16 protein-coding genes and 3 pseudogenes are annotated in these 16,289 nt (G+C 73.1%); 13 read left to right on the top strand and 6 right to left on the bottom strand.

What is annotated here, in order from left to right; all coding sequences use genetic code 11:
- Positions 1–38 precede the first annotated feature (38 nt).
- Entirely contained in the window at positions 39–449 is a 411-nt protein-coding gene (locus XF36_RS17785; RefSeq protein WP_060714790.1) for a cupin domain-containing protein, read from the top strand.
- Positions 446–1,429 carry an ABC transporter substrate-binding protein gene (locus XF36_RS17790; RefSeq protein ID WP_060712846.1) on the top strand — a complete coding sequence of 328 codons (984 nt, stop codon included), beginning with the start codon at positions 446–448 and terminating at the stop codon, positions 1,427–1,429. The genes XF36_RS17785 and XF36_RS17790 overlap by 4 nt, the downstream gene beginning before the upstream one ends.
- Positions 1,430–1,504: 75 nt before the next feature.
- Here the strand turns inward: XF36_RS17790 and XF36_RS17795 are convergent, their stop codons facing one another.
- Positions 1,505–2,674 (bottom strand): LLM class flavin-dependent oxidoreductase, encoded by a 1,170-nt coding sequence (locus tag XF36_RS17795; protein ID WP_060712847.1) that lies wholly within the window; start codon positions 2,672–2,674, stop codon positions 1,505–1,507.
- A 210-nt stretch (positions 2,675–2,884) separates the two neighbouring features.
- On the opposite strand from XF36_RS17795, the gene XF36_RS35715 reads away from it, so the two are divergent.
- The 6 genes and pseudogenes from XF36_RS35715 to XF36_RS29570 all read left to right on the top strand — a co-directional run.
- Entirely contained in the window at positions 2,885–2,965 is an 81-nt protein-coding gene (locus tag XF36_RS35715) for a putative leader peptide (RefSeq protein WP_369804877.1), read from the top strand.
- Between the two features lie 216 nt (positions 2,966–3,181).
- Positions 3,182–4,417, top strand: a complete 1,236-nt coding sequence (locus XF36_RS17800) for an acyl-CoA dehydrogenase family protein (RefSeq protein ID WP_060712848.1) — start codon at positions 3,182–3,184, stop codon at positions 4,415–4,417.
- A 115-nt stretch (positions 4,418–4,532) separates the two neighbouring features.
- Positions 4,533–5,030: pseudogene (locus XF36_RS30580) on the top strand (leucine zipper domain-containing protein); the annotation flags it as partial.
- Between the two features lie 49 nt (positions 5,031–5,079).
- A complete protein-coding gene (locus tag XF36_RS17805) occupies positions 5,080–5,370 on the top strand; it encodes a transposase (RefSeq protein WP_060710840.1) in 291 nt (96 codons plus the stop codon).
- Positions 5,367–6,275 carry an IS3 family transposase gene (locus tag XF36_RS17810; RefSeq protein ID WP_060712849.1) on the top strand — a complete coding sequence of 303 codons (909 nt, stop codon included), beginning with the start codon at positions 5,367–5,369 and terminating at the stop codon, positions 6,273–6,275. The genes XF36_RS17805 and XF36_RS17810 overlap by 4 nt, the downstream gene beginning before the upstream one ends.
- Before the next feature lie 32 nt (positions 6,276–6,307).
- Positions 6,308–6,823: pseudogene (locus tag XF36_RS29570) on the top strand (DDE-type integrase/transposase/recombinase); the annotation flags it as partial.
- 69 nt (positions 6,824–6,892) lie between these two features.
- On the opposite strand, the gene XF36_RS17820 reads toward XF36_RS29570, so the two are convergent.
- Complete coding sequence (locus tag XF36_RS17820; RefSeq protein ID WP_060712849.1) at positions 6,893–7,801, bottom strand: IS3 family transposase; 909 nt, start codon at positions 7,799–7,801, stop codon at positions 6,893–6,895.
- On the bottom strand, positions 7,798–8,088 hold the full coding sequence (locus tag XF36_RS17825; protein ID WP_060710840.1) for a transposase: 291 nt from the start codon (positions 8,086–8,088) through the stop codon (positions 7,798–7,800). The genes XF36_RS17820 and XF36_RS17825 overlap by 4 nt, the downstream gene beginning before the upstream one ends.
- 32 nt (positions 8,089–8,120) lie before the next feature.
- Here XF36_RS17825 and XF36_RS17830 point away from each other — a divergent pair, with 32 nt between their 5' ends.
- Complete coding sequence (locus tag XF36_RS17830; RefSeq protein ID WP_060712851.1) at positions 8,121–9,500, top strand: LLM class flavin-dependent oxidoreductase; 1,380 nt, start codon at positions 8,121–8,123, stop codon at positions 9,498–9,500.
- Positions 9,501–9,621: 121 nt separating this feature from the next.
- Here XF36_RS17830 and XF36_RS17835 read toward each other — a convergent pair.
- Together XF36_RS17835 and XF36_RS17840 are read right to left on the bottom strand one after the other, a co-directional pair.
- Positions 9,622–10,032: pseudogene (locus XF36_RS17835) on the bottom strand (ATP-binding cassette domain-containing protein); the annotation flags it as partial.
- Complete coding sequence (locus XF36_RS17840) at positions 9,959–10,741, bottom strand: ABC transporter substrate-binding protein (RefSeq protein WP_202968413.1); 783 nt, start codon at positions 10,739–10,741, stop codon at positions 9,959–9,961. The gene XF36_RS17840 and the pseudogene XF36_RS17835, both read right to left, overlap by 74 nt.
- An 84-nt stretch (positions 10,742–10,825) precedes the next feature.
- On the opposite strand from XF36_RS17840, the gene XF36_RS17845 reads away from it, so the two are divergent.
- The 3 genes from XF36_RS17845 to XF36_RS17855 all read left to right on the top strand — a co-directional run bounded on the left by XF36_RS17845 (position 10,826) and on the right by XF36_RS17855 (position 13,556).
- Positions 10,826–11,254, top strand: coding sequence for an ABC transporter permease (locus XF36_RS17845; protein WP_238588944.1), 429 nt, complete (start codon positions 10,826–10,828; stop codon positions 11,252–11,254).
- Between the two features lie 606 nt (positions 11,255–11,860).
- Positions 11,861–12,658, top strand: coding sequence for a transposase family protein (locus XF36_RS17850; protein ID WP_145981407.1), 798 nt, complete (start codon positions 11,861–11,863; stop codon positions 12,656–12,658).
- Between the two features lie 412 nt (positions 12,659–13,070).
- Positions 13,071–13,556 carry an OsmC family protein gene (locus XF36_RS17855; RefSeq protein WP_060712853.1) on the top strand — a complete coding sequence of 162 codons (486 nt, stop codon included), beginning with the start codon at positions 13,071–13,073 and terminating at the stop codon, positions 13,554–13,556.
- A gap of 65 nt (positions 13,557–13,621) precedes the next feature.
- Here the strand turns inward: XF36_RS17855 and XF36_RS17860 are convergent, their stop codons facing one another.
- The gene (locus XF36_RS17860; RefSeq protein WP_060712854.1) at positions 13,622–14,722 is read right to left on the bottom strand and encodes an LLM class flavin-dependent oxidoreductase; all 1,101 of its coding nucleotides are present in this window, start codon (positions 14,720–14,722) and stop codon (positions 13,622–13,624) included.
- Between the two features lie 382 nt (positions 14,723–15,104).
- Here XF36_RS17860 and XF36_RS17865 point away from each other — a divergent pair, with 382 nt between their 5' ends.
- Positions 15,105–16,202: an LLM class flavin-dependent oxidoreductase gene (locus tag XF36_RS17865; RefSeq protein ID WP_060712855.1), complete on the top strand. Its 1,098-nt coding sequence runs from the start codon at positions 15,105–15,107 to the stop codon at positions 16,200–16,202.
- The last annotated feature ends 87 nt before the right edge of the window (positions 16,203–16,289 follow it).

A 16,289-nucleotide genomic window follows, 5' to 3' on the forward strand; every position in this document is an offset into this window, starting at 1 on the left:
ACCCCGACCTCGCCCCCACCCCGCCCGACCACGCCAGGGTGCACCTGGTCCGCGGCTCGGAGCTGTCCGCCGACACCGCCCATACCAGTGGGATGTCCCGCCGCGAGGCGGTGAGCGGGCGGACCGTCGGCTCCTCGAAGCTCTGGACCGGCGAGACCCACGTCGCCCCCGCCACGAACTCCGGCGACCACCACCACGGTGAGGCCGAGACCTCCATCTACGTCGTCTCCGGCCGGCCCCGGTTCGTCTTCCACGACGGCACCGGTGAGGTCGTCCTGCAGACCGAGCCCGGCGACTACGTTTTCGTACCGCCGTGGGTCCCGCACCGCGAGGAGAACCCCGATCCCGAGGTGCCGGCCGTCGTGGTCATCTCCCGCAGCACGCAGGAGGGGATCGTCGTGAACCTGCCCTCGCTCACCCCGCTCACCGACCCGGAGACCACCCCGTGACCCGCCGTCCGCTGCTCGCCCTGCCCGCCCTGCTCGCAGCGCTGGCGCTGCTGCTGACCGGCTGCTCCGGCGCCGCCGACGACGGCCCGGTCGACCTGTCGCAGGTCACCCTGCGGGTCGGTGACCAGGCCGGCATCCAGCAGGCCCTGCTCAACGCCTCCGGCGCGCTCGACGGCGCGCCGTACCGGGTCGAGTGGGCACAGTTCCCGGCGGCCGCGCCGCTGCTGGAGGCGCTGCGCAGCGAGGCGATCGACGTCGGCGTCGCCGGCGACGCACCCACCCTGACCGCGCTGTCCTCCACCGACCGCATCAAGATCGTCGAGGCGACCCGATCCCCCAGCCAGGGCGGGCTGGCGCTGCTCGTGCCGAAGGACTCGCCGATCCGGTCGGTCGCCGACCTGCGCGGGAAGACGGTCTCGCCGACCACCCAGGGCAGCATCGGGCACTACCTGCTGCTGCGCGCGCTGGAGGAGGCCGGGGTGCGACCGGACGAGGTCACCATCTCGTTCCTGCAGCCGGTCGACGCCGCCGCCGCGATGAACTCCGGGGCGATCGACGCCTGGTCGACCTGGGACCCCTACACCGCCGTCGCCCAGCAGGAGTCCGGCGCCCGGGTCCTGCGCGACGCGAAGGGCCTCGGTACCGGGCTGACCTTCCTCGACGCCAACACCGCGGCGCTGGAGGACGCGGGCACCCGCGCGGCCCTGACCGACTTCACCGAGCGCTACGGCCGTGCGCTGCAGTGGGCCCGGGAGAACGCCCGGGAGAACGCCGCGATCTACGCGGAGCTGACCAAACGGCCCGCCGCCGTCTCCGATCTGATGGCGCAGCGGGCGCTGCGCGACACCCAGCCGCTGTCCCCGGAGCTCGTCGCCGAGCTGCAGGGGGTGGCCGACCGCTACTCCGACTACGGCGTGCTGCGCAACCGGGTGGACGTGGCCTCCGCGGTCGAGGACCTGCGCGCCCCCTCCGGATCCTGACCCGGCCGGACCCGCCCCACCGATCGGTGGGGCGGGTCCGGTCGTCCTGCCGCGCCACGGCGAGCGCGGCGTGGTTCACGTGCGGTAGTCGGCGGCGAACGGCACGGAGCGGGCGGCGTCGTCGACCTCGGCGACGCCGTCGGGCGGGGTCCACAGGCCGCGCTCGCGCAGCACCGGCATGACCCCTTCGCCCATCCACCACGCCTCCTCCAGGTGGGGGTAGCCGGAGAGGACGAACTCGTCGATGCCGGCCTCGTGGTACTCGGCGATCCGATCCGCGACCTCGGTGTGGCTGCCGACGAGCGCGGTCCCCGCACCACCCCGGACCAGGCCGACACCGGCCCACAGGTTCGGGGCGATCGTCAGCTCCTCGACCGAGGTCTTGACCCCGCCGTGCAGCGCGCGCATCCGGCGCTGGCCCTCCGACTCGCTCGCGGCCAGACCCGCCTGCACACCCGCGATGGTCTCGGGGTCGAGCGCGTCGAGGAGCCGGTGCGCCTGCGCCCACGCCTCGTCGGCGGTGTCGCGGGTGATCACGTGCAACCGGATCCCGAAGCGCACGGTGCGCACGCGGTCTGCGGCGAGCTTGCGGATCCGCTCGATCTTCTCGTGGACCGCCTCGACCGGTTCGCCCCAGGTCAGGTAGACGTCGGCGTGCTCGGCGGCGACCTGGGCCGCGGCCGGTGAGGAGCCGCCGAAGTAGACCGGCGGGACCGGGTCGGGCAGCCGCGACAGCGACGCCTGCTCGACCCGCACGTGCTCGCCGTCCAGGTCGACGGTCTCGCCGCGCCACAGCCGGGTGACGACCGAGAGGAACTCCCCGGTGCGGGCGTAGCGGGAGTCCTTGTCGAGGAAGTCGCCGTAGGCGCGCTGCTCGCGCGACTCACCGCCGGTGACGACGTTGAGCAGCAGCCGGCCGCCGGAGTGCCGCTGGAAGGTGGCTGCCTGCTGGGCGGCGAGCGTCGGGGAGATCGACCCGGGCCGGAACGCGACGAGGAACCTCAGGCGCTCGGTGTGGGCCACGAGCATCGCGGTGGTGAGCCACGCGTCCTCGCACCAGGCGCCGGTCGGGGTGAGGGCACCGTCGAACCCGGCCTGCTCCGCGGCACGGGCGACCTGGGTGAGGTAGCCGATCGAGGCGGGGCGGAGGGCGCCGGCGGACCCGGTCGCGTTCCCGTGGCCTCCCCCGACGAGATGGCGGCCGTCGCCCATCGTGGGCAGGAACCAGTGCAGCGTGACTCCCATCCGGCAGACGCAACAGGGCGGAACAGGCCGGCGCAAGTCGGTGGGGACGACGGTCACACCATGCTCCACAGTGGACTATCCAACCCACGGGACACCTGTCCGGACGCCCGGGGCCGGGCCTCCCACCAGGCAGGACGCCGGTGATCCGGGTCGCCGACGCCTTGGGAAGCGGAGCCGGTCGCGGCTACCGTGAACCCCGTGACCGGATCGGTGCTGTTGACCACGCGGGGCCATGTCGACCTCGCGCGCGTGGCGTCGGCGCTGTGTCGTCGCCCGCTCCGCCGCCGCTGAGGCCGCGCACCCACCGACCCGGATCCGCTCCGCGCCCGCCCCACGCACCCGTCGCACCGGGACAGCCTCCGACGGCCACCACCGGCCGCCTGCCGCAGGGCGGAGCGGACCCGCCCGTGCGACCGGCCCCGCACGGCGGCGATCGTCCGTGCCCCGACCCCGCCACCACCGCGCCACCGTGCGCGGCGCGCCACCGGCCCCACCGGAAGGACCCCCATGACCACGACCTCCCCCGCCCCCACCGGCACCGACGGCCGGGCCGCCTGGACCGACGAGCAGCTCGACGCCGTCTTCGCGCCGGTGTTCGCCCGCATCGCCGAGGGCGCGGTCGCCCGTGAACAGCACCGCACCCTGGCCCACGACGAGGTGGCCGCGCTGCGCGCGGAGCGCTTCGGTGCCCTGCGGCTGCCCGTGGAGCTCGGCGGCTACGGCGCCACCGTGCGGCAGCAGTTCCGGCTGCTCGTCGACCTCGCCGCCGCCGAGTCGAACCTGCCGCAGGCGCTGCGCGTGCACTGGTGGTACGTCGACGACCTGCTGCTGGCCGCCCCGGGCCCGGACCGCGACGCCCGGCTGGCGGCCGTCGCCGAGGGGCGGCTCGTCGGCAACGCCATCACCGAGCCCGGCGTCGGCGCGATCGACCGGTACCGCACCGCCCTGAACCCCGACGGCGACGGCTACCGCCTCGACGGCACCAAGTACTACTCGACCGGCAGCCTCTACGCCGACCAGATCCTGGTCGCCGCCGACCTCGACGGGCAGCGCGTGTCCGTGCTCGTCGACGGCGACGCCCAGGGCGTCGTGCAGCACGACGACTGGGACGGCTTCGGGCAGCGCCTCACCGCCAGCGGCACCACCGAGTTCCACGGCGTCGTCGTCCCCCGCGAGCGGGTCCTCGGCCCCGGGTACGGCACCGAGGGCCGCGGCTGGGGCACCTCCTACCTGCAGCTCGTCCAGCTCGCCGTGCTCGCCGGGATCGCCCGGCGCGCCACCGACGACGTCAGCGCCTGGGTCCGCGAGCGCACCCGCACCTTCACCCACGCCCCGGCCGACCTGCCCCGCCACGACCCGCTCGTCCAGCAGGTCATCGGGCGGCTGTCCGCGGCCGCCTGGTCCTCGCGTGCCCTGGTGCTGGCCATCGCCGAGCAGCTCGACACGCTGCTCGCCGCGGGTGGGGAGGACCCGGAGCTGCTCGACCGGGTCGAGCTCGACGTCGCCCACGCCCAGGCCCAGGCCCAGGCCCAGGCCCAGGCCCAGGCCACGATCATCCCCGCGGTGCTCGACGCGACCACCCAGCTGTTCGAGGTCGGCGGTGCCTCCGTTACCTCGGAGAAGCTGCGGCTGGACCGGCACTGGCGCAATGCGCGGGTCATCTCGGTGCACAACCCGCTGATCTACAAGCTGCAGTCGGTCGGGGACCACGTGCTCAACGGGACCGACCTGCCCTACGTGTGATGTCCATGGACGTTGTTCCAGGTTGAGCTGATGACGGCCTGTCGCTGAGACAGGCGAGGACCCCCGGTTGTGAAGTGGAGCTGTCTAGGAACCGCTTCACCAACCGGAGGCCCTTGTGACCCACGCTAACGCTGCGCTGACTCCGCGTGCCCGGCTACGGCTGGCCCGTCTGATCGTCGACCAGGACTGGACCTGCTCCACCGCGGCCAGAATGTTCATGGTCGCCCCTCGCACCGCCCGAAAGTGGGCTGACCGCTACCGCGCCGAGGGCCCGCCCGGGATGGTCGACCGCAGCTCCCGACCACGGTCGATGCCGGCCAAGACCCCGCCGAGGCTGGTGAAGCAGATCGTGCGACTGCGGTGGCACCACCGACTCGGACCAGTACAGATCGGCGGCCGACTCGCTCTCGCCGCCTCGACCGTGCACGCGGTCCTGCGCCGCTGCCGGATCAACCGGCTCTCCCACATCGACCGGGTCACCGGCGAGCCCCTACGCCGCTACGAACACCCACACCCCGGCTCGTTGATCCACGTCGACGTCACCAAGTTCGGCAACATCCCCGACGGAGGCGGACACCGCTTCGTCGGACGCCGACAAGGCGCCCTGAACAAGCGGTGCGGTTCCCCCATGATCGGGGAGGCATCAGCTATAAGGGGTAGCGATGCCAGAGGTACGGAAGCGCTACGACCGGGAGTTCCGTGACGGAGCGGTCCGGGTCGTGGAGGAGACGGGCAAGCCGATCGCCCAGGTCGCCCGTGACCTGGGGGTCAACGAGGGCACGCTGGGCAACTGGGTGGCCCGTGCACGAGAGGCCCGCGAGGACACCGAGGGCCTGTCTCGCGGCGGCGTCGAGGAGCTCAAGCGGCTGCGCGCGGAGAACGCCGAGCTGCGGATGGAGCGTGATGTCCTCAAGCGATCCGTGGTCCTGTGGGTCAAGGAGGCGACGAAGTGAGCGTGGCCCGTTTCATCGCCGACCAGAGGACCTTCCACCGGGTGCCGCACACGCTGGCCTGCGCCCTGTTGGGGGTGTCGATCTCCTGGCTGTACAAGTGGCTCGACCGCGCCGCGCGTTCCGACGGTGGTGCCACCGCGACCGAGAAGCGCCGCTGCGCGTTGGACGCCGCCGTGGCCGTGGCGTTCGACGACGCCCAGCGGCTACACGGCTCACCCCGTCTGCACGCCGACCTGTGTGAGGCCGGATGGTGGGTGTCGGAGAAGACCGTGGCGGACTCGATGCGCCGCCAGGGCCTGGTCGCCCGCCGGATCAAGCGGCACAACGGGCTGACCCGCCAGGACCGCACGGCGCCGAAGTTCCCGGACCTGCTTCGTCGGGGTTTCACTGCGGCCGAGCCGAACCGCAGATGGGTCGGGGACATGACCGAGATCCCCACCGCGGCCGGGAAGTTGTATCTGGCCACGGTGATCGACCTGTACTCGCGGCGGCTGCTCGGCGCGGCCACGGGGCTGCACCCGAACGCCGAGCTGGCGTGTGCGGCGATCCGGATGGCGGTGGCGGCCCGCGGCGGGGCGGACCGAATCGCCGGGGTGATCTTCCACACCGACCGCGGGTCGACCTACACCGCGGGCGCGTTCACCGCTCTGTGTCGGCGGCTCGACATCCGTCAGTCGATGGGCCGGGTCGGGTCGTGTTTCGACAATGCCGCGGCGGAGGCGTTCTTCTCCAGCCTGGAGTGGGAAGTGCTGTCCCGCAACGACTTCGACACCATCAGTAGGGCGCGGGCGGCGGTCATCGACTGGTGTTACGGCTTCTACAACCACCGGCGGCGACACAGTGCCGCCGCCGGGCTCTCACCGATCAACTACGAGAACGCCGCCCTCACCCGAGACGCGGCATAAGAACCCTCCACGATCTCGGGGGAACCGCACGGTCCACTCCCGGACTGCCCAGGGGAACCGACTACAAGCCGCGCACCGGCAGAGCGTTCGTCCACACCGTCATCGACGACCACTCCCGCGTCGCCTACGCCGAGATCCACAGCGACGAGAAAGCCGACACCGCCACCGGTGTGCTACGCCGGGCCGTGGACTGGTTGAACGCCCGCGGCGTGACCGTCGAACGGGTCCTGTCCGACAACGGCAGCTGCTACCGCTCACACGCCTGGCGTGACACCTGCAGCGAACTGGGCATCACCCACAAGCGAACCCGGCCCTACCGGCCTCAGACCAACGGCAAGATCGAACGTTTCCACCGCACCCTCGCCGACGGGTGGGCATACGCCCGCTTCCACCCCTGCGAAACGGCTCGGCGAGACGCGCTCCCCGGCTGGCTGCACTTCTACAATCACCACCGGCCCCACAGCGCAACCAACGGCCTACCGCCGATCAGTCGCCTGACCAACCTGCCTGGACATCACACCTACGCCTGGAGCGCCGGCAAGCGATGAGCCGCGCGATCGACCCGGCACCACGCCGCATCCATCTGAATGCGGTTCCCCCGAGATCGTGGAGGGTTCTTATGCCGCGTCTCGGGTGAGGGCGGCGTTCTCGTAGTTGATCGGTGAGAGCCCGGCGGCGGCACTGTGTCGCCGCCGGTGGTTGTAGAAGCCGTAACACCAGTCGATGACCGCCGCCCGCGCCCTACTGATGGTGTCGAAGTCGTTGCGGGACAGCACTTCCCACTCCAGGCTGGAGAAGAACGCCTCCGCCGCGGCATTGTCGAAACACGACCCGACCCGGCCCATCGACTGACGGATGTCGAGCCGCCGACACAGAGCGGTGAACGCGCCCGCGGTGTAGGTCGACCCGCGGTCGGTGTGGAAGATCACCCCGGCGATTCGGTCCGCCCCGCCGCGGGCCGCCACCGCCATCCGGATCGCCGCACACGCCAGCTCGGCGTTCGGGTGCAGCCCCGTGGCCGCGCCGAGCAGCCGCCGCGAGTACAGGTCGATCACCGTGGCCAGATACAACTTCCCGGCCGCGGTGGGGATCTCGGTCATGTCCCCGACCCATCTGCGGTTCGGCTCGGCCGCAGTGAAACCCCGACGAAGCAGGTCCGGGAACTTCGGCGCCGTGCGGTCCTGGCGGGTCAGCCCGTTGTGCCGCTTGATCCGGCGGGCGACCAGGCCCTGGCGGCGCATCGAGTCCGCCACGGTCTTCTCCGACACCCACCATCCGGCCTCACACAGGTCGGCGTGCAGACGGGGTGAGCCGTGTAGCCGCTGGGCGTCGTCGAACGCCACGGCCACGGCGGCGTCCAACGCGCAGCGGCGCTTCTCGGTCGCGGTGGCACCACCGTCGGAACGCGCGGCGCGGTCGAGCCACTTGTACAGCCAGGAGATCGACACCCCCAACAGGGCGCAGGCCAGCGTGTGCGGCACCCGGTGGAAGGTCCTCTGGTCGGCGATGAAACGGGCCACGCTCACTTCGTCGCCTCCTTGACCCACAGGACCACGGATCGCTTGAGGACATCACGCTCCATCCGCAGCTCGGCGTTCTCCGCGCGCAGCCGCTTGAGCTCCTCGACGCCGCCGCGAGACAGGCCCTCGGTGTCCTCGCGGGCCTCTCGTGCACGGGCCACCCAGTTGCCCAGCGTGCCCTCGTTGACCCCCAGGTCACGGGCGACCTGGGCGATCGGCTTGCCCGTCTCCTCCACGACCCGGACCGCTCCGTCACGGAACTCCCGGTCGTAGCGCTTCCGTACCTCTGGCATCGCTACCCCTTATAGCTGATGCCTCCCCGATCATGGGGGAACCGCAGAACGCCTTCGACATGACGTGCGCCGGGCACCAGTCACCCGGCCTGTGGCGCCACCCGCAGGACCGCTCGCACACCTTCCACGACCTGAGCTACTGGACCGACCTGGCGCAGCTGCTGGAGCGCGGCGGGTTCACCAGCCTGTTCATCGCCGACGTCGTCGGCCTCTACGACGTCTACCGCGACGGCCCCGAACCGGCGATCCGCGACGGCGTGCAGGTCCCCGTCGGCGACCCGACCCTGGCCGTGTCGGCGATGGCCGCGGTCACCGAGCGGCTCGGCTTCGGGATCACCGTGTCGCTGACCTACGAGAAACCCTACGCGCTCGCCCGGCGCTTCTCCACCCTGGACCACTACACCCGGGGCCGGGTCGCGTGGAACGTCGTCACCTCCTACCTGGAGTCCGCGGCCCGCAACCTGGGCCTGGAGAAGCAGGTGCCGCACGACCGGCGCTACGACGTCGCCGACGAGTTCATGGAGGTCTGCTACCAGCTGTGGGAGGCGTCCTGGGACGACGACGCGGTGCTGCTCGACCGGGACAAGGGCGTCTACACCGACCCGGCGAAGGTCCGTCCGATCGCCCACCACGGCGAGTTCTTCGACGTGCCGGGCATCGGCCTGACCGAGCCCTCCCCGCAGCGCACACCGACGATCTTCCAGGCAGGCGCCTCCGCGCGCGGCACGACGTTCGCCGCCCGGCACGCCGAGGGCGTCTTCGTCATCTCCCCGACCCCGGAGACACTGGCCCCGCGGGTCGCCGAGCTGCGCAGGCAGACCGCCGAGCAGGGCCGCGACCCCCGTGCGGTGAAGGTCTTCACGATGGTCACCGTGGTCACCGGCGCCACCGACGAGCAGGCCCGCGAGCGCTACGCCGACCTCGCGCAGTACGTGAGCCTGGAAGGTGCCCTCACCCTCTACGGCGGCTGGTCCGGCCTGGACCTGTCCACGATGGACCCCGACGAGCCACTGCGGTTCGCCGAGACCGAGGCCATCCGCAGCGCGGTCGAGCTGTTCACCACGGCCGATCCGACACGGGAGTGGACGCCGCGGGCGATCGCCGAGCACATCGGGATCGGCGGGATGGGCGCCGTCGTCGTGGGCGGGCCCCAGACGGTCGCCGACGAGCTGGAACGCTGGGCCGAGGTCGCCGACGTCGACGGCTTCAACCTCGCCTACGCGGTCACCCCCGGCACCTTCGCCGACGTCGTGGAGCACGTGGTGCCCGAGCTGCGTAGGCGTGGGGTCCTCGCCGATGCCCCGGAGGGCGCGACCCTGCGCGAGCACCTGCAGGGTGCGGGCCAGGCACGGGTCCGTGCCGACCATCCCGCGGCCGTCCACGCCCGGCGCCGGGGCGCCGCTCCCGCCTGACCCCGGTTCCCGGCCCGGACCCGGACCCGGACCCGGACCCACGGTCCTGCTCCCCACTGCACGAGCGGACCGGTCGTACGGACCCTGCCGGACGACCGGTCCGCTCGTGCGGGGCGGGGTGTCAGATCCGGGCGGGGACGCGGGGCACGGTGTCGACGAGGCGGCGGGTGTAGTCGTGCCGCGGGGTCCCGAACACCTGGGCCGGCGTGCCGAGCTCGACCACCTCCCCCGCCCGCAGGACTGCGACGCGGTCGGAGACCCGGTCGACGACCGCGAGGTCGTGACTGACGAACAGGCAGGCGAACCCCAGCTCACGCTGCAGCGACGCGAACACCTCCAGCACCTCGGCCTGGACCGACACGTCCAGCGCGCTGGACGGCTCGTCGGCGATCAGCAGCCGCGGCGACAACGACAGGGCCCGGGCCAGCGCGACCCGCTGGCGCTGCCCGCCCGACAGCTCACCAGGCCGGCGGGTCGCGAACTCCCGTGGCAGGCGGACCGACTCCAGCAGCTCGCCCACCCGGGAGCGCAGCTCCGGGATGCTGCTCGGCGAACGAGGTGGAGACCACCCCCAGGTCGAGGGTCGGCTTGCCGGCCGTGGCCAGCTCGCGGCTGGTGACCAGGGTCTTCCCGGTCTTGCGGAGCTCGTCGAGGGTCGGCAGCCAGGTGTAGACGGCGTCGACGTCGCCGCGCTCCCAGGCAGCCAGCGCGGCCTGCGGCTGCAGGTCGATCAGCTGCACGTCGGTGGGCTTCAGGCCGGCCCGGTCCAGGGCGGCGAGCAGGCTGAAGTGCGAGGTGGACGCGAACGCGGTGGCGACCCGCTTGCCGCGCAGCCCCGCCACGTCGGTGATCCCGGTGGCGTCGCGCGCGACGAGCGCCTCGTTGTCGCCGGCGACGTCGAGCACGAACGCGACCTGGTACGGGATGTTCAGCGGCGCGGAGAGCCCGCGGGCGACCGGGCTGGACCCGATCGCACCGAAGTCCAGCTCACCGGCGACGAACGCGGTGTTGATGTCCGCGCCGGAGTCGAACTTGGTCCACTGCACGTTCCAGTCGGGCAGGGCGTCCTCCAGCCAGCGGTTGTGCTTGGCGACCAGGTCGCCGCTGGGGAAGCTCTGGTAGGCGATGCGGATGGTCGGCTTGCCGGAGTCCTGCCCGGCAGGGCCGACGGCGCAGCCGGCGAGGACGCCGACGGCCAGCAGGCCCACGAGCAGTGCGGTCAGCCGGGTGCGGATGGTCATGCTCGTCCCCTCCACGGAACGGTGCGGCGCTCGACGGCGCGCAGCAGCGCGTCGATCACCAGGCCGGAGATGCCGATCGCGAAGATGCCGACGAGCTTCATCTGGCTGGGCATCGACGAGGCGCCGAAGATCACCCTGCTCGCGCTCGCCGCCTTCCCACCGGCGGCCGTCGCCACCACGGCGGCCGTCGCCGCCGCCCCGGTCGGGCTGGTCGAGGCGGCCCGCGCGCTCGGCGCGACCCGCGGCCGGGTGGTGCGGGACGTCATCGTCCCGTCGGCGCTGCCGGAGACCTTCACCGGCATCCGGCTGGCCGTCGGCATCGCCTACTCCTCGGTCGTCGCGGCCGAGCTGTTCAACGGCATCCCCGGCATCGGCGGGATGGTCAAGGACGCCAGCAACTACAACAACACCCCGGTCGTACCAGCAGGAAGAAGTATGCCAGCGGCGGCAGTGCCCGCAGGAACGTCAGCCACGGCTCCAGGACCCGGCGGACCCAGCCGACGGTGCCCATGAGCAGACCGACCAGCACACCGACGACCACACCGAGGACGACACCGGCCAGGACAGCGCGGTACGGGGGTCGAGCGCCAGGCGGCGCGGGGACGGGGGTGCGGCACGAGCCGCCCCGGACGGGGTGTCGGTGGACGCGGACACGGTGGACCTCTCGGCGGGCACGGGGCGCGGACCGGCGCCGGGGTGGGCCGGGTCGTCCGCGCGCGGACGACGTGCCGGGGTCGGCCGCAGGCGCGGCCGTCGGCACGGGTGCGGACGAGGGCTCCGTCGTCTGAGGGCTCGCCGGTCACGGTTCGGGTGCAGCTCGCCCTCCACCGGGGCCCGCGGGAGCAGGGGCCGGCGGGCCGGACGGGGCGTGCACGGTCAGCGGCAGCCGACCGTGCACCGGGGACGGTGGCCGGACGTCGCCCGTCCTGCCGTCGTCCCCCGCGGCACCGTAGAACAGATACCGGACGGCTGTGCCGCGGACAAGGACGGACCCACTGAGCCTTTGCCAACTTGATCTGTGCTGGTCAGCGGCTCTGCGGCGTGGCGTGTCCGTGAATTGGTGAAGCTCCTGGTAGACGGGCGATTGACTAGATCAACACGCCTGACCAGGAGCTTCACGTGCAGTCCTACCCGTCCGCGATGAACGTGTCCAGCCGCGTCATCCAACAGCTCGCCGACGCCCTGCGCGGCCACCGCAACCAGCTCGGCACCCGCTGGCGCAAGCTCTCCGCCGGCCGCCAGGCCCTGCTCGTGGTGGCGCATCTGCGCAAGAACGAGACCTACGCCGACCTCGCGGGCGGGTTCTGCGTCGGTACCTCGACCGCGTTCCGCTACATCCGCGAGGCGATCGCGCTGCTCGCCGACCTGGCCCCGAGCCTCGAGCAGGCGATCGAGGTCGCCCGCGGGAAGGCGTTCGTGATCCTCGACGGGAGCCTGCTGCGTATCGACCGGGTCGGGATGGGATCGGACTACAACGCCGGCTTCTACTCCGGCAAGCACAAGTGCCACGGCGTGAACGTGCAGGTCATCGCCGACCCGGCCGGCCGGCTGGTGTGGATCTCACCGGCGCTGCCCGGTGCCCGTCACGACATCGCCGCGGCCCGCCAGCACGGGATCATCGACGCCCTCGCCGACGCCGGCGTTCAGGCGATCGCCGACACCGCCTACCAAGGCGCCGGCAAACACGTCGTCGTCCCGCAGCGCAGGCGACGCCTGGACCGCGACACCGGCCGCTACCGGCCCCTGTCTGCAGCACAGAAGGAAGTCAACACCACTCACGCCCGCCAACGCGGGCCCGGTGAACGGGTCAACGCCGAGCTCAAGAACTGGCGGATCCTGCGGAAGATCTGCTCCAGCCCCAGCCACGCCACCGACCTCGTCGCCGCTGTTCAGACGCTCATGATCACCAACGTCTGATCAGGTTGGCAAACGCTCACTGTCAGGAACACCACGCACCGGCCCCGTAACACCGGCCGGACCGTCCCGGTCTCCCGACCGACGGGACGGAGACCCACGTTGTCCGGACCGCGGCCGCCCTTCGTCCACCGACAGGACGGGGGGGGCGGGCGTGGCTTGCCGCCCGTGGAGCGGATCGGACACGATCGCTCCCGTGACCGGAACCGCGCGCCTCGTCGCGCGCCTGCACGTGGACATGGGTCGTACCCGCTCCGCGCTCTGTCGCTGACCCGGTCCCCTCGGCCCGCGCGGTGTCGCCCCGCGGGCCGGTCACGACGCACCGGTCGACCCGATCCCGGCCCGCCCCGGCGGTGGCGCCGGCCGGCTGCGCGCACCCGTTCCCGCCGCACCGACCTCGTCCGGGAGGACACCCATGACCGCAGTCCGTCCGAAGCAGACCGTCGTTCCGTTCGTCGTGCACTCCGAGGGGACCGGGGTCTTCCAGACCCTGCGCCCCGAGGGCGACGCCGGGCACGTCTTCACCGCCGACGCCTACCCGGCCTTCGGCGGCGCCGACTCCGCGCCGAGCCCGCTGTTCTACGCACTCGGCTCCCTGACCTCGTGCAACCAGGTGACGGCGAGCCTGGTCGCGAAGGACCTGGGGATCCGCCTGGGCCACTGGACCTTCGAGGTGCGCGGTGACCTCGACACCGCGGTGCTCGTCGGTGGCGCCGAGGGCACCGCCAACTTCGACCGGGTGCAGGTCCGGGCCACCGTCGAGACCGACGCGACGCCCGAGCAGTTCGAGCGGCTGGTGTCGGAGACCGCGCGGCGGTGCCCGGTCACCCAGCTGTTCGAGCGCAGCGGCCTGGAGTTCACCAACGACTGGACCCCGGTGGCGCTGCCCGACGCCGGCTGACCCGGCACCGCCGTCCCGCTCCCCCGCCCGTCGCGCCGGGCACCGGCCGGTGGAAGGGGCGGGGGTCAGGCCGCGGCGGTGAACCCGGCCGCGCGGCCGGCGTCGGCGGGGCCCCACAGGGTCGTCGACACCTCGCGCCGCACCAGCGGCACCACCTCGGTGGCGAACCGGGTCAGCACCTCGTGCTGCCGCTCATAGGGCAGGACCGGGTTGACCGACACCGACTGGACGTCGTGGCCGTAGGCCCCGTGGTAGTCGAGGATCTTCGCCGCGACCCGCTCCGGGCTCCCGACCAGCGCGGGGCCGTGCGCCACCGCCTCCTCGACGGTCGCGAACGAGGTGGCCTTCCCGGGACGGTCGTCCCCGGCGTGCGCGGCCCGCAGCTTCGCGGCGAACCCCTCGTAGACGGGGCGGTACTCGGCGATCGCCTCGGCGTCGGTGTCGGCGAGGAACAGCCCGCCCGAGCCGGAGCCGACGTAGCCCCGCGCCGGGTCGTGACCGTGCTCGGCGAGCTTGTCGCGGTAGCGGTCGATGAGGACCTTGTAGTTCTCCCGCGGCTGCAGCGCGTTCGCCGAGAAGATCGGGTCGCCCCAGCGGGCGGCGAGGTCGACGGCGGCGGTCGAGGTCGCCGAGCCGTGCCAGATCCGGAACGGGCCCGCGAAAGGCCGTGGGAACGTCGTGATCCCGGCCTGGTCGGCGTGGTGGGTGCCGGACCAGTCCACCCCGTCCTCGCGCAGCAGGCGGCGCAGCAGCTCGTAGTTCTCGGTCAGGTACTCGTACTGGCGGCCCAGCTCGAGCCCGAACATCGGGAAGTGCCGGTCCTCGTTGCCCTTGCCGATCACGATCTCCAGCCGGCCACCGGAGAGCTGGTCGACCGTCGCGTAGTCCTCCGCGACGCGGACCGGGTCGAGCAGCGACAGCACCGTCACCCCGGTCGAGAGCAGGATCCGGGACGTCGCCTGGGCGATCGCGCCCAGCAGCACGGTGGGCGAGGACGAGACGAACTCGCCGGCGTGCCGCTCGCCGACGGCGTAGGAGTCGAACCCCAGCCGCTCGGCGAGCACCGCGGTGTCCACCACCCGGCGCAGCCGCTCGTGGGTGTCGACGATCTCGCCGGTCACCGGGTGCGGGGCGTGCGGAACGATGTCGAGAACCTGGAACCTCATGGGAAGCACCGCCTCACGCGCGGCCGTGCCGCACGCGTCGTCACCGGACGTGCCGGGTGGGACCGGGCGCCGGCGGAGCGCAGGTGCGCCGGGGGCGTCGCGGCCGGACCGGGCCGTCGCGCTGTCCCGCGGACGGGCGGCGCGGCGGGGCGGCCGGCACGACGTCGACGGTAGCAAGCAGCACCGGGGTTGCGCCCCCGTCGCGCGCGGGGTGAGGATCGGCGGGCGACGGCGTCGCTCCGGGCCGGACCCGCCCGGAGCTCACCGCCCGAGCCCGCGCCCCGGCCCGCCCACGTCCCGCGTCGGGCTCGCCGGGGGCGCACACCCCTCGCCCCGGCCCGGTCGTCGCGACCGCCCCGGGCACGTCCGGAGGTCTGCCCCCGTGCCCGTACCGCTGTCCGTACTCGACCTCTCCCCGGTGCCGGCCGGTTCGACCGTCGCCGACGCCCTGCGCGACACCCTCGACCTGGCCCGCTCCGCCGAACGGGCCGGCTACGCCCGGTTCTGGCTCGCCGAGCACCACCTCAACCCGGGCGTCGCGGGGGCCTCGCCCGCCGTCCTGATGGGCGCCGTCGCCGCCGCGACCACCACGATCCGGGTCGGATCGGGGGCGGTGCAGACCGGCCACCGGACCCCGCTGTCGGTGGTGGAGGACTTCGGGACCCTCGACGGGCTGCACCCCGGCCGGATCGACCTCGGACTCGGCCGCTCCGGCGGGCCGCGCCCGCCGGCCCGCGAACCGGACGGACGCGGCGACCGCGTCGTCGACGGCGTGCTGATCCCCGCCCCGGTGTCGCTCGCCGCGCTCGCGACCTCGCCCCGGTTCCGCGCCACGACGGTCGCGCTGCGCCAGCCCGGGGCGCAGGCGCCGCCGTACGAGGAGTTCCTCGACGCCGTCGAGGGGCTGATCGCCGGCACCTGGGCCCCGGGCGGGGTGCAGGTCCGGGCCGTCCCCGGCGAGGGGGCCGGCCTGCAGACCTGGGTGCTCGGCTCCAGCGGCGGTGAGAGCGCCGTGCTCGCCGGGCGCCGTGGGCTGCCGTTCGCGGCGAACTACCACGTCAGCCCGGTGACGGTGCTCGACGCCGTGGCCGCCTACCGGGAGGCGTTCCGGCCGTCGGACCGGCTGGACCGACCGCACGTGATGGTGTCCGCGGACGTCGTCGTGGGCACCGACGACGCGCACGCCGCCCGGATCGCGGCGGGATTCGCCCCGTGGGTGCACAGCATCCGCACCGGGGTGGGCGCCATCCCCTACCCCCGCCCCGAGGACGCCGAGGCGCTCCCGGCCGACCCGGCGCTGGTGACCGACCGGGTCGCGACCCGCCTCGTCGGCGGGCCGGCCACCGTCGCCGACGGTCTGGAGCGGCTGCGCGCCGTCACCGGCGCCGACGAGCTGCTCCTGACCACCATCACCCACCGGCGCGCCGACCGGGTCGCCTCGCAGGAGCTGCTGGCGCGGGAATGGGCGACCCGGGCCTGAGATCCCACCCAGCGGGACGCACGGGAGCCGGCGGTCCGCACACCTCCTGTCACCCGTCCCGCGGTCCGGACACCGTTTTGTGAAGGT

This window comes from Pseudonocardia sp. HH130629-09, assembly GCF_001294645.1.
Lineage (GTDB): Bacteria > Actinomycetota > Actinomycetes > Mycobacteriales > Pseudonocardiaceae > Pseudonocardia.

Excerpts from the sequence above, each read along its gene's own strand:
- XF36_RS17830 (WP_060712851.1), top strand. The coding sequence starts at position 8,121 with ATGGGGGAACCGCAGAACGCCTTCGACATGACGTGCGCCGGGCACCAG.
- XF36_RS17795 (WP_060712847.1), bottom strand. The coding sequence starts at position 2,674 with ATGGGAGTCACGCTGCACTGGTTCCTGCCCACGATGGGCGACGGCCGC.
- XF36_RS17805 (WP_060710840.1), top strand. The coding sequence starts at position 5,080 with ATGCCAGAGGTACGGAAGCGCTACGACCGGGAGTTCCGTGACGGAGCG.
- XF36_RS17855 (WP_060712853.1), top strand. The coding sequence starts at position 13,071 with ATGACCGCAGTCCGTCCGAAGCAGACCGTCGTTCCGTTCGTCGTGCAC.
- XF36_RS17800 (WP_060712848.1), top strand. The coding sequence starts at position 3,182 with ATGACCACGACCTCCCCCGCCCCCACCGGCACCGACGGCCGGGCCGCC.
- XF36_RS17860 (WP_060712854.1), bottom strand. The coding sequence starts at position 14,722 with ATGAGGTTCCAGGTTCTCGACATCGTTCCGCACGCCCCGCACCCGGTG.
- XF36_RS17825 (WP_060710840.1), bottom strand. The coding sequence starts at position 8,088 with ATGCCAGAGGTACGGAAGCGCTACGACCGGGAGTTCCGTGACGGAGCG.
- XF36_RS17840 (WP_202968413.1), bottom strand. The coding sequence starts at position 10,741 with ATGACCATCCGCACCCGGCTGACCGCACTGCTCGTGGGCCTGCTGGCC.
- XF36_RS17845 (WP_238588944.1), top strand. The coding sequence starts at position 10,826 with ATGCCGACGAGCTTCATCTGGCTGGGCATCGACGAGGCGCCGAAGATC.